The 13,442-nt window shown below is 61.9% G+C and carries 8 protein-coding genes; all 8 read left to right on the top strand.

Translation table 11 applies throughout. The features are described from left to right. Positions 1 to 2 precede the first annotated feature (2 nt). Entirely contained in the window at positions 3 to 1,070 is a 1,068-nt protein-coding gene (locus G9X67_RS29160; protein WP_138389379.1) for an ABC transporter permease, read from the top strand. Beyond that, entirely contained in the window at positions 1,067 to 2,002 is a 936-nt protein-coding gene (locus G9X67_RS29155) for an ABC transporter permease (RefSeq protein ID WP_171600263.1), read from the top strand. The genes G9X67_RS29160 and G9X67_RS29155 overlap by 4 nt, the downstream gene beginning before the upstream one ends. Further along, a complete protein-coding gene (locus G9X67_RS29150; RefSeq protein WP_138331920.1) occupies positions 1,999 to 2,832 on the top strand; it encodes an ABC transporter ATP-binding protein in 834 nt (277 codons plus the stop codon). Before G9X67_RS29155 ends, G9X67_RS29150 begins: the two co-directional genes overlap by 4 nt. Continuing rightward, a complete protein-coding gene (locus tag G9X67_RS29145) occupies positions 2,829 to 3,578 on the top strand; it encodes an ABC transporter ATP-binding protein (RefSeq protein ID WP_138389381.1) in 750 nt (249 codons plus the stop codon). Before G9X67_RS29150 ends, G9X67_RS29145 begins: the two co-directional genes overlap by 4 nt. A gap of 162 nt (positions 3,579 to 3,740) precedes the next feature. Next, positions 3,741 to 3,929, top strand: a complete 189-nt coding sequence (locus G9X67_RS29140) for a hypothetical protein (RefSeq protein WP_020052143.1) — start codon at positions 3,741 to 3,743, stop codon at positions 3,927 to 3,929. A 127-nt stretch (positions 3,930 to 4,056) separates the two neighbouring features. Beyond that, positions 4,057 to 4,221, top strand: a complete 165-nt coding sequence (locus G9X67_RS29135; RefSeq protein ID WP_171600262.1) for a hypothetical protein — start codon at positions 4,057 to 4,059, stop codon at positions 4,219 to 4,221. A 139-nt stretch (positions 4,222 to 4,360) separates the two neighbouring features. Next, entirely contained in the window at positions 4,361 to 4,516 is a 156-nt protein-coding gene (locus G9X67_RS29130; protein ID WP_171600261.1) for a hypothetical protein, read from the top strand. A 345-nt stretch (positions 4,517 to 4,861) separates the two neighbouring features. Continuing rightward, on the top strand, positions 4,862 to 13,381 hold the full coding sequence (locus G9X67_RS29125; RefSeq protein ID WP_171600260.1) for a glucoamylase family protein: 8,520 nt from the start codon (positions 4,862 to 4,864) through the stop codon (positions 13,379 to 13,381). Positions 13,382 to 13,442 lie beyond the last annotated feature (61 nt).

Here is a 13,442-nt window from a genome sequence, read left to right as displayed (position 1 = left end):
GCTTGAGCACCGTCGAAACAACGCAGGAGGCGCGGCCCCGAAAGGGCCGTGCTAGGGCCTTTGCAAAGGCGTTAGGGCGGTTTCTGTTTGCCGCCGTCACCACCTATCTCGGCCTTCTGGCCGTCACCTTTTTCATCGGCCGCGTCGTGCCGATCGATCCCGTGCTCGCCATCCTCGGCGACCGCGCGCCCAACCATGTCGTCGAGCGCGTACGCCAGGAAATGGGCTTCAATCTGCCGCTCTATCAGCAGTTCTTCATCTATATCAAAGGCATCCTGTCCGGTGACTTCGGCAATTCGGTGCTGACGACCAATCCTGTGATGGTCGATATCCGCCGTGTCCTGCCGGCGACAATCGAGCTCGCAACGCTCGGAACGATCATCGGCGCCGTTGTCGGCGTACCGCTCGGCGTTCTCGCCGCCGTGCGCCGCGGCAGCATTGTCGACCAGGTGGTGCGCGTCGTCGGCCTCATCGGTTATTCGGTGCCGATCTTCTGGCTGGCGCTGATCTCGCTCGTCATCTTCTATGCGCGACTGCGCTGGGTGGCCTTTCCCGGCCGCATCGACATCGTCTTCGAATATACGTTCACGCCGATCACCGGCCTCTACCTGCTCGACAGCGCCTGGCAGGGACAATGGGACGTCTTCTATGATGTCTTCCGCCACATCATCCTGCCTGCCTCGCTGCTCGGCTATTTCTCGCTCGCCTATATCAGCCGCATGACGCGCAGCTTCATGCTGAACGAGCTTTCCCAGGAATATATCGTCGCCGCGCGGGCCAAGGGGCTTTCGGAAACGCGGGTGATCTGGGGCCATGCGCTGCGCAATGCCGCCGTGCCGCTGGTCACCGTGATTGCACTTTCCTATGCCGGCCTGCTCGAAGGATCGGTGCTGACCGAGACCGTCTTTTCCTGGCCGGGCATCGGGCTCTACATCACCAATTCGCTGCAGAACGCCGATATGAACGCCGTACTCGGCGGCACGATCGTCATCGGTACGGTCTTCATCGGCATCAACCTTCTGTCCGATCTTCTCTACCGGACGCTCGACCCGAGGACGCGAAACCGATGACGGTTCCCGCCAGCCCATCCCAGCCGATGAGCCGCCGCGAATGGCTGCTTTCCGACCGGCCGCAATCGCGCCTGCAAGCCCGCCTCGGCCGCACTTATGTCACCTGGCGGCAGTTCACGGCAAACAGGCTCGCGGTCGTCGGCCTGCTGATCATCGTGGCGCTGCTTTTCATCGCCGCCTTTGCCGATGTGCTCGCCACGCATAATCCCGTTGTCGGCGATCTGCGCAATGCTCGGCTGCTGCCGCCCGGCACGGGGGGATTCTGGCTCGGTTCGGATGATCAGGGCCGTGATATCTATTCGCGGCTGATCTACGGATCGCGATTGACGTTGCTCGTCGTCGTGCTCGTCGCCGTCATCTCCGCGCCGGTCGGCCTGATTGTCGGCACGGTCTCCGGTTATGCCGGAGGCTGGGTGGATGCGACGCTGATGCGCATCACCGATATCTTCCTCGCCTTTCCGAAGCTGGTGCTGGCGCTCGCCTTTGTCGCAGCCCTCGGTCCCGGCATCCAGAACGCGATCATCGCCATCGCCATTACATCGTGGCCGCCCTATGCTCGCATTGCGCGCGCCGAGACGCTGACGGTCCGGCGGTCGGACTATATTTCGGCGGTGAGGCTGATGGGCGCCTCGCCGCTTCGCATTATCGTGCGGCATGTCATGCCGCTCTGCATTTCCTCGCTGATCGTGCGTGTGACGCTCGACATGGCGGGCATCATCCTGACGGCGGCCGGTCTCGGTTTCCTAGGCCTGGGGGCGCAGCCGCCGCTGCCAGAATGGGGTGCGATGATCGCCTCGGGACGGCGCTTCATCCTCGATCAATGGTGGGTCGCGGCGATGCCCGGCATCGCCATCCTCATCGTCAGCCTCGGCTTCAATCTTCTCGGCGACGGCCTGCGCGACGCGCTCGATCCGAAGGAGAGCGGCCAATGACCACACTTCTAACCGTGGACAAACTCAAGGTCAGCTACCCCACGCGCACCGGCGTGATCGAGGCCGTGCGCGGCGTCTCCTTCACGCTCGGCAAGGAAAGGCTCGGCATCGTCGGCGAATCCGGTTCCGGCAAGTCGCAGACCGGACGGGCGATCATGGGCCTAACGCCGAAACACGGTATCGTCACGGCCGACAGGCTTAATTTCAACGGCATCGATCTCATCAATGCGTCTGCCGGCGAAAGGCGCAGGCTGCGCGGCAAGCGCATCGCCATGATCCTGCAGGATCCGAAATATTCGCTCGATCCCGTCATGTCGATCGGACGGCAGATCTGCGAAACGCTGCGCACGCATGAGAAGGTCGGCAAGGCGGAGGCGCGCGATCGCGCGCTCGCCATGCTGGAAGCGGTGCAGATCCGCGATCCGAAACGTGTCTTCGACCTGCATCCGCACGAGGTTTCGGGCGGCATGGGGCAGCGTGCGATGATCGCCATGATGCTGATTGCCGGGCCTGAACTGCTGATTGCCGACGAGCCGACCTCGGCGCTTGACGTGACGGTGCAACTCGATGTGCTGCGGATCATGGACAGGCTGGTGTCCGAGCGCGGCATGGGGCTGATCTTCGTCTCCCACGATCTGAGGCTGGTCTCCTCCTTCTGCGACCGCGTCATCGTCATGTATGCCGGCAAGGTCGTCGAGGAGCTGGCGGCGGCCGATCTCAAACATGCGCAGCATCCCTATACACAGGGGCTGCTGAACTGCATGCCCGAGATCGGCGCGAACCGTCATCCTTTGCCGGTGCTCGACCGCAAGCCGGAGTGGGCGGCATGAGCGCAGCTCTCGAGATCGACGATCTCAGCGTCGTTTACGACCATTTTCATGCGCTGAAGGATGTCAGCATTACTGTCGAACGCGGCGAATCCTTTGGTCTCGTCGGCGAGTCCGGCTCGGGAAAATCGACCTTGCTGCGGGCCGTTGCCGGACTTGCGCCGATCAGCGGCGGCGCGATCAACATCGACGGTGAGGCGCTGAAGGGTTCGAAGCGCAGCAAAGTCTTCTATCGACGCGTGCAAATGGTCTTCCAGGATCCTTATGGTTCGCTGCATCCGCGCCAGACGATCGATCGGCTTCTGCTCGAACCGCTTGCGATCCACGGCATCGCCGACAGCGAGAAGCGGATCGCCCGCGCGCTGGACGAGGTCGGCCTCGGCAATGGTTTCCGTTTCCGCTACCCGCATCAGCTCTCCGGCGGCCAGCGCCAGCGCGTGGCGATCGCTCGGGCGCTGATCGTGGAACCGTCGATCCTGCTGCTCGACGAGCCGACATCGGCGCTCGACGCCTCGGTGCAGGCCGAGGTGCTGAACCTGCTGGAAGAGATCCGACGCGACCGCAAGCTCACCTTCGTGATGGTCAGCCATGATCTCGGGGTCGTCACCCATATGTGTGAAAGGCTCGCCGTGATGCGCAACGGCGCCGTCGTCGAGCGGCTGAGCTCGCAAGAACTGGCGCAAGGCGCGGTTCACGAGGAATATACGAGAAATTTGATGATCGCGAGCAAGGGTTTCGTCAAAGCCTGAAAGTCAATCTTTTCAAACCGTTGAAAAGAAAAGACCGGCAGCGGTGTTAAGGATAATGCTTCCCTAAAAGACGACCATTCAGCTAGACTATTGACAGCTGCCTCGCTTCTGTCATGATCCCGTTAACGATTGTTAGCTTTCGTGATCGATGGAGGTTGATGCATGTTCTTTCTCGGTGGGATGACCATGGGTTACCTCGATCCTCCTGTTCGAGCCGATCGCCGGGAACAGATTTCGGCATCCATTCCTGCGGAAAAGGACCGTCGGCTGATCGAGACTTCCTCCAACCCGTCGCAGAACGAGAACGCCGTCGAGCGCTCGTTGATCTGGGCATGGCGCACGCTCTGCTAAAAGGGCTGGTTGAATTTTCTCTTCCGCTCGCTCTAGACGGAAATTTATCTCTACTTACTTGATAGAGAAAGTAAGAATATAAACGCGAGCCGCACAACCGGCCGCACGAGAACAACGGAGGCGACATATGGCAGATCTGGGTATTTCGCATGCTCACGGGAACCAGTATGGTTCCGTACCGACCAAGAAGCCGCTTACCACACGCCACAGGCTTCAGACGATGCTCCACGGCGCGATCTTCACTGCAGCATTCCTGTTCGTCGTAGCCATGGTTTGCGGCGTCGTCGGATAATCCGGCCTGAGCAAGCGTCGGCAGATGCCGGCGCTGCGGCGGTTTCCGCCTTTATTGAATTTCGGAACATTTAATTTGTCTCGGCATTCTCCTGGCACTCGAATGTCAAAGGGAGAATGGTCACGAGAGGCATTTTGGCATGGCGATCGGCATTCCGATCCCCATCATTCTTCCGTACTTTTTTTCACGCCATCCAAAACACCCGAGCGATCTTGATCTCAAACGGAAGCGGCGTGGGTCACAAGCCGTCCAAACCGCGCATGGTCAGGCGCTCATGCGTCTTTCGTTTTTCTGAAATCGAAGAGCTCTTGCCTTGTCGGAACCAGGTGCCGGCATTTTCGTCATTTCCACCGCCCAGACAAGCTCGCCGGGCCGCGGCGCATGCCTCTTGACTTGAATTTTCCCGAGGGTGTCCAAATTTTCGACATGGCTTTCGCGCAGAGGGTATCGATGGTCTTGATCCCGTCGGGTCACGTCCTGAACAGGGCGTAGCCCGTTTGTATTGCTTGGCCCGAGTGTCGTTCACCCCGGCTTCATCGATCTTTGAAGAATAGGGCCCCGTTCATGTAGCAGTCATGATAAGCAGTGCAAAAGGCTGAGCAAAACAGCCATAACTTCGTTTGGATCCAGAACCGAACCCATGTCTATTTCTCATCTTTCTCCGAGCCTTCCGCGCGAACCCGATATGAAGCAGATCGATCACAACGGTTCGATCCGTTCGACCTATCTGTCGATCGAGGACATCAAGGCGATGGGCGATGCGGTCGCCCGCAACGGCGTCGACCAGCTGCCGGCTTTCGCCCCCTTCGATTTCTTTGCGCGCCATAAGGAAAACGAGAAGGAAATCCTGCGCGTCTACCGGACCACGGCGACCGACGTCGAGGCCGGCGAGACGATCACGCCGGCGGCAGAATGGCTGCTGGATAATCACTATATCGTCGAAGAGGCGATCCAGGAGGTGCGGCGCGACTTCCCCCGACGCTTCTATCGCGAATTGCCGACCATGGTCGTCGGCGGCGTCGAGGTGCCGCGCACCCTCGTACTTGCCTGGCTCTATGTCGCCCATACCCACAGCACGATCTCGCAGGAAAGTCTGACGGCGCTGGTCGACGGCTTCCAGGCCAGCGAGACGCTGAGGATCGGCGAACTCTGGGCGTTGCCCTCTCTCGTGCGCTACGTGCTCGTGGAAAACCTTCGCCGTATTTCGAGCCGCGTCGAAGCCAGCCGCCGGCTGCGCCGCCGCGCCAACGAGGCGGCCGACGAATTGGTGCGCCTGACCGATCCGGCCGGGGCGGCCGCCTATCTGAAGACGCTGGAACCGCTTGCCGAGGACAATACCTTCTCGACGCAGTTCCTCTATCGCTTGCGCGACGGCTCGCAGACGTCGAGCCTGGCGATCACCTGGCTTGACGAGCGGTTGGAAGAGCTCGGCCGCAACACCGAAGAGGCGACCACGGCCGAACACAGCCGGCTCTCTTCCGGCAACGTGACGATGGGCAACATCATCCGCAGCCTTCGCGAGATCGATGATGCCGAATGGTCGGTCTGGGTCGAGCAGGTCAGCCATGTCGACAAGCTGCTCTGGGAGCATTCGGATTACGGCATCCTCGATTCCGGCTCGCGCAACAAATATCGCAAGCAGATCGAGAAGCTGGCCAAGCGCTCGCCGCTGTCGGAAATGGAAATCGCCCAGCTGGCGCTCGACATGACCGATGCCGCCAAGGCCTCCGACGAGCCGCAGCCGCATGAACCGAATGTCGGCGGCTTCCTGTCGGGCGCGCAGCGGCCGAAGCTCGAGGCGCGGGCGAATTATCGCCCGACGGTCACCCAGCATTTCGTGCGCGCTGTGCGCCGGTTCAACTGGCTGGCGATTGCCGTGCCCGTCATGCTGCTGACGGTTATCGCCATGGCGATCGTCGGCAAGTTCATGGCGAATGCCGGCATGGGTGCGGTCGAAATCGCCATGCTGCTGATCATGTTCTCGGTGCCGGCGTCGGAAGGGGCGACAGGCCTCTTCAACACCTTGCTGTCCTTCTTCGTGACGCCGGCGCGCCTCGTCGGTTACGAGTTCAAGGAAGGCATTCCGGAAGATGCGCGCACGCTGCTCGTCGTGCCCTGCCTGATCTCGAACCGCGACAGCGTCGACGACCACGTGCGCAATCTCGAGGTCCATTACCTCGCCAATCCGCGCGGCGAGATCTACTTCGCGATGCTGAGCGACTGGCCAGACAGCGACGTCGAGGAAACGCCTGCCGATCTCGAGGTTCTCGATTATGCCAGGCGCGAAATCGCCAATCTCTCCGCTCGTTATGCCTATGACGGCAAGACGCGTTTCTATCTGTTGCATCGCCGCCGCCTCTACAATCCCTCGGAAGGCGTCTGGATGGGCTGGGAACGCAAGCGCGGCAAGCTGCATGAGCTGAACATGCTTCTGCGCGGCGACCGCGACACGACCTACCTGCCGGGCGCCAATACCGTGCCGGCCAATGTGCAATATGTCATGACGCTCGATGCCGATACGCGCCTGATGCGCGATGCCGTCACCAAGCTCGTCGGCAAGCTCTATCATCCGATCAACCGCCCGGTCATCAACCCGAAAACCGGCCGCGTCGAAAGTGGCTATGGCGTGCTGCAGCCGCGTGTCACCCCGTCGCTGACGACGGGCAAGGACGCGTCGGTCTTCCAGCGCGTCTTTTCGATCAACCGCGGCCTCGATCCTTATGTCTTCACCGTTTCCGACGTCTATCAGGATCTCGCCGGCGAAGGCACCTTCACCGGCAAGGGCCTTTACCATGTCGATGCCTTCGAAGCGTCGCTGAAGGGCCGGATCGACGAGAACTCCGTGCTCAGCCACGATCTTCTCGAAGGTTCGATGGCGCGTTGCGCGCTCGTCACAGATCTCGAACTGGTGGAGGATTTCCCGATCCGCTATGAGGTGGAAACCTCGCGCCAGCATCGCTGGGCGCGTGGCGACTGGCAGCTTCTCCCCTACATGTTCAATCCGAAATACGGCGTCACGGCACTCGGCCGCTGGAAGATGTTCGACAATCTGCGCCGCTCGCTGACGCCGATCGCCTGGTTCTTCGCCTCGGTGCTCGGATGGTATTTCATGGGGCCGCTCGGCGCGCTCATCTGGCAGATTCTGCTGATCTTCTGCCTCTTCGTCGCGCCGACACTGTCGCTCATCAACGGCATCATCCCGCGCACCAGCGATATCATTGCCCGCGCTCATCTCTATACGGTCTGGGCCGATATCACGGCCGCCAATGCGCAGGTTGCGCTGCGCATCGTCTTCATCGCCGATTCGGCTTGCATGATGGCGGATGCGATCGGCCGTTCGCTCTACCGCCTGTTCGTCAGCCGCAAGCTGATGCTGCAATGGCGGACCGCCGCCAGCGTTCAGGCCGGCGGCCAGGGCACGTTGATCTCCTACTACAAGGCGATGTGGCATGCACCGGCGCTGGCTCTGCTGGCACTCGGTTTCGCAGCCCTTCCCGGCGACAACGCCTTCCTCGTCGGCATTCCCTTCGCGCTGCTGTGGATATTATCGCCGGTTGTCGCCTGGTATGTCAGCCAGTCGGCGGAGACCGAGGACCGGCTCGAGGTTGCCGATTCCGTGTCGAGCGAACTGCGCAAGATCGCCCGGCGCACCTGGCGCTATTTCGAGACCTTCACGACGGCCGAGCAGAACTATCTGCCGCCGGACAATATCCAGGAAACGCCGCATGTGATCGTTGCGGCGCGCACCTCGCCGACCAATATCGGCGTTTATCTGCTTTCCGTCGTCTCCGGCCGGCATTTCGGCTGGTTCTCCTTCGAGGAGACGCTCGAGCGGCTGGAGCAGACGATCGCGACGATCGACAAAATGGAGAAATTCCGCGGTCACCTGTTCAACTGGTACCACACCGATACGCTGCAGACGCTTGGTCCTCGTTATGTCTCGGCCGTCGACAGCGGCAATCTCGCCGGCCATCTGATCGCCATTTCATCGGCCTGCCGCAACTGGGCCGAGGCGCCGTCCGCTCATATGCAGGGCAATCTCGACGGCGTTGGCGACACGGCCGGCATTCTCGGCGAAGTGCTGGCGGACCTGCCCGACGATCGCAAGACCGTGCGCCCGCTGCGCCGACGCCTGGAGGAGCGCATTGTCGGTTTCCAGAACGCGCTTGCCGCCGTCAAGCGCGAGCACGAATTCGCCTCCATCCGCATCATCAACCTCGCCGTTCTCGCGCGTGACATCGAGAAGCTCGCCGCCAATCTCGACCATGAGGTCAAGTCGAAGCAGAGCGAAGAGGTCACCTTGTGGGCGGCATCGCTGGTGAAGGTCTGCGAGGCGCATATTTCCGACAGCACCTTCGATCTTTCCAAGGTCGATGCGCTGAGGCCGCGGCTGGTGGCGCTGCGCGACAAGGCGCGCGATCTCGCCTTCTCGATGGATTTCGGCTTCCTGTTCCGGCCAGAGCGGCGTCTGCTGTCGATCGGCTATCGCGTCGAAAGCGGTGAACTCGACCAGGCCTGCTATGACCTTCTCGCTTCGGAATGCCGCCTGACCAGCCTCTTCGGCATCGCCAAGGGCGATCTGCCGACGGAACACTGGTACCGCCTCGGCCGTCAGGTCGTGCCTGTGGGGTCGCGCGGCGCGCTGGTTTCCTGGTCCGGCTCGATGTTCGAATATCTGATGCCGCCGCTCGTCATGCAGGAGCGCGGTGGGGGGATTCTCAACCAGACGAACAATCTGGTCGTCGTCGAGCAGATGAACTACGCCCGCAAGCTCGGTATTCCGTGGGGCATTTCGGAAGCGGCCTTCAATGCCCGCGACCATAACCTCAACTATCAGTACACGAATTTCGGCGTGCCGACGCTCGGCCTGAAGCGCGGTCTCGGCCACAACGCCGTCATCGCGCCCTACGCCTCGCTGCTCGCCGCCCAGTACGACCCGCCGGCCGCGCTGGAAAACCTGCAGAGGCTGCGCAAGGTCGGTGCACTCGGCAAGTTCGGCTTCCACGACGCCGTCGACTTCACGCCGACGCGCGTGCCGGAAGGCAAGAAATGCGCGGTGGTCTACAATTATTATGCCCACCATCACGGCATGTCGATCGCGGCGGTCGCCAACGTCGCCTTCAACGGTCATCTGCGCGAGCTCTTTCACGCTGATCCCGTCATCGAGGCGGCGGAACTGCTGCTGCAGGAAAAGGCGCCGCGCGACATTCCCGTCATGAGCGGCAAGCACGAGTCCGACACGCCCGCCAGCATCCAGGACGATCTCCTACGGCCGGAGCTCAGGAAGATCAGTGATCCGGCTTCCCGAGACCGCGAACTCGTGTTCCTGTCGAACGGTCATTATTCGGTGATGCTGACGGCGACGGGCGCCGGTTATTCCCGCTGGAACAATCTTTCCGTTTCCCGTTGGAAGCCTGATCCGACTGAAGACCGCTGGGGCAGTTTCATCTTCCTGCGCGATACCGCCACCAATGAATGGTGGTCGGCGACATCAGAGCCGAAGGGCGTCGAAGGCGAAAAGATCAAGGTCGAATTCGCCGACGAGAAGGCGCAGTTCACCAAGATGGTCGGCGACCTCACAAGCGAGGTGGAGTGCATCGTCGCGACCGAGCATGATGCCGAGGCCCGCCGCGTCACCCTGCTCAACATGGGCACGGAAGACCGTTTCATCGAGGTCACCTCCTATCTCGAACCGGTGATCACCTCCGACGATACCGACAATGCGCATCCGGCATTCGCCCGCATGTTCGTCAAGACAGAGATCGGCAAGCGCGGCGACGTCATCCGCGCCGAACGCAACAAGCGCGATCCGAACGATCCGAACATCAGCATCGCGCATCTGATCGTCGACAATGCCGGCGACACCCGCCATACCGAATTCGAGACCGACCGGCGCAAGTTCATCGGCCGTGGCCGCAGTCTTGCCGATGCGGCGGCCTTCGATCCGGGTGCCACGCTTTCCGGCAGCGACGGCTTCATGCTTGATGCCGTGATGTCGCTGCGCCGCACCGTCCGCGTACCGGCCGGCAAGAAAGTCAGCGTGATCTTCTGGACGATTGCGGCGCCAAGCCGCGAGGAAGTCGACAAGGCGGTTAATCGCTACCGTCATCCCGATGCCTTCACCCACGAGCTCGTCCAGGCCTGGACACGCACGCAGGTGCAGATGCGCCATGTCGGCGTCACCTCCCAGCAGGCGGCGGCCTTCCAGCATCTCGGACGCTACCTCGTCTATCCCGACATGCAGCTGCGCAAGGACGAGGCGACCGTCGAGGCCGGCCTGCAGTCGCAATCAGCGCTCTGGCCGCTGGCAATCTCCGGCGACTTCCCGATCTTCACGCTGCGCATCAACGACGACATGGATCTCGACATCGCCCGCGAGGCGCTGCTGGCGCAGGAATATCTGCGTTCGCGCGGCGTCACCGCCGATCTGGTGATCATGAACGAACGCGCTTCGTCCTATGCGCAAGATATGCAGCATGCGCTCGACGCCATGTGCGAAAACGTGCGCCGCATGGGCCAGGCCGACGGGTTGCGCCAGCATATCTTTGCGGTTCGCAAGGACCTGATGGAGGAAGCCACCTATCATGCGCTGATCGCGGCTTCCCGCGTCACGCTGCACACCAAGAACGGCAAGGTGGTCGACCAGATCAACCGCGCCGTCGCGCTGTTTGCACCCTCCAAGGAGGAGTTGCAGGAGATGGAGCGGGCCGAGCGCAACAAGGCCCCTGTCAAGCGCGTTGCGCCGGTGCCGCCGCCTGTCGTGCCCGCCGTCGTCATCGAGGAGGAAGGCGATCTCGACTTCTGGAACGGCATTGGCGGCTTTGCCCGCGACGGACGCGAATATGTCGTTCGGCTGCCCGGAGGTCACGCGACGCCGCAGCCCTGGATCAATGTCATTTCCAACGACAGCTTCGGCTTCCACGTGTCGGCCGAGGGCTCGGGCTTCACCTGGAGCGTCAATTCGCGCGACTATCAGCTGACCTCCTGGTCGAACGATGCAGTGGTCAACCGTTCGGGCGAGGCGTTCTATCTCACCGATCTGGACAGTGGTGCCGTCATGACGCCGTTCGCGGCGCTTTCCCGCCGGCCGGACATTCGTTTCGAAGCCCGCCACGGGCTCGGTTATTCCGTCTTCTCCAGCGTTCAGCACGATATCGCGCTCGAGCTGACGCAGACGATCGACCGCGAAAAGCCGGTGAAACTGCAACGCCTGCGTCTGCGCAACACAGGTTCGACCAGCCGCAAGCTGCGTCTCTACGGTTATGTCGAATGGATCCTCGGCAGCAATCCGGGACGCACGGTGCCTTTCATCCTCTCGAGCCATGATGAGGAAACGGGGGCGCTGTTTGCCACCAATCCCTACAGCATCGATTTTTCCAACCGCACCGCCTTCTTCGCGGCGAGCGAGACGCTTTCGAGTTTCTCGGCAAGCCGGCGCGAATTCATCGGCAAGGCGGGGACGATCCAGGCACCGCAGGCCGTCACTTCCGCCGCCGCCCTTTCCGGCGCGACAGAACTCGACGGTGATCCGGCCGCGGCGCTTGCAATCGACATTGAGCTCGGCGCCGGCGAGGAGCGCGACTTCACATTCTTCCTCGGCGATACGCCGACGGAAGAAGAAGCGCGCACTGTTATCGCCGATATGCGCAAGGCTTCGTTCGACGATGCCGTCGAGGCGAACCGCGCCTTCTGGCGGGACTTCACCGGCAGGCTGCAGATATCGACGCCGGATCGCGGGATGAACAATCTCGTCAATACCTGGCTGCCTTATCAGAGCCTCGGCTGCCGCATCATGGCGCGCACCGCCTTCTACCAGGCAAGCGGAGCCTTCGGCTTCCGCGATCAGCTGCAGGACACGCTGGCCTTCGTGTTGCACGAACCCTCGCTTGCCCGCCGGCAGATCCTGAATGCCGCTTCGCGGCAATTCCGCGAAGGCGATGTCCAGCATTGGTGGCTGCCGGGAACGGGTGCCGGCGTGCGCACGCTGATCTCGGACGACGTCGTCTGGCTCAGCTATGCAATCCATCACTATTGCAGCGTTACCGGCGACAAGGACGTGCTCGACGAGGAGATCGCCTTCCTGGAAGGGCCGGCACTGCTCGAAGGCCAGCACGACTCATTCTACAAGCCGGAAATTTCCGAGGACAAGGCGAGCGTCTACGAACACGCGGCGCTGGCGCTCGATCTCGCCATTGCCCGCAAGGGGGAAAACGGCCTGCCGCTATTCCTTGGCGGCGACTGGAACGACGGCATGAACCGCGTCGGCATCGGTGGGCGCGGCACCAGCGTCTGGCTCGGCTGGTTCCTGGCGGGTGCATTGCGCTCCTTCATTCCCTATGCCGAAGAGCGCGGCGACACGGTCCGGGCAGAGCGCTGGTCGGCGCATCTCACCGAGCTGAAGAAGGCGCTCGAAACAGCTGCCTGGGATGGCGGCTACTATCGCCGCGGCACGTTCGACGACGGTGCACTGCTGGGCTCCAGGGAAAGTCCGGAATGCCGGATCGATTCGATCGCGCAGTCCTGGAGCGTGCTGTCGGGCGAGGGCGATCCGGCCCGCGCCGTCACGGCAATGGAGGCCGTGCTCGATCAGCTGGTCGACGAGGATGCCCGGATCATCCGGCTGTTCACGCCACCTTTCATCAATTCCGCTAGGGATCCCGGCTATATCAAGGCCTATCCGCCGGGTGTGCGCGAAAATGGTGGGCAATATACCCATGCCGCAACCTGGGTGGTGATGGCGCTGGCGGAGCTGAAGCGGGGCGACGATGCTTTCCGCTGTTTCCAGATCCTCAATCCGATCACCCACTCGCTCGACAAGGCTTCAGCGGAGCAATACCGCGTCGAACCTTATGTCGTGGCGGCTGACGTCTACGGCCATGATCCCTATACGTCGCGCGGCGGCTGGACCTGGTATACCGGGTCTGCCGGCTGGCTCTATCGTGCCGCCGTCGAGGGCATCCTCGGCATCCGGCTGAAGGACGGCCGGCTCTATGTGCGCCCGTCGCTCCCGTCGGAATGGGACGGTTTTGCGGCAGAGGTGGAGCAAGGCGGCGGCAAATACCGCATTTCGGTCTCAAAAGCGTCCAATGACAGCGGCTACACTCTGTCAATCAACGGCTGCGAAGTCACCGATCCCGAAGAGGGATATCCGCTCGGATAACAGCGTTCTCCACGCTGAAAAACACGGCGATTCGCGACGGCCAAAAGGGAACCCTTTTGGC

Source organism: Rhizobium sp. WYCCWR 11152 (assembly GCF_013087615.1).
Lineage (GTDB): Bacteria > Pseudomonadota > Alphaproteobacteria > Rhizobiales > Rhizobiaceae > Rhizobium > Rhizobium indicum.
Note: the sequence above shows the minus strand (reverse complement) of the source record. Positions and strands in the feature narration are given on the sequence as shown.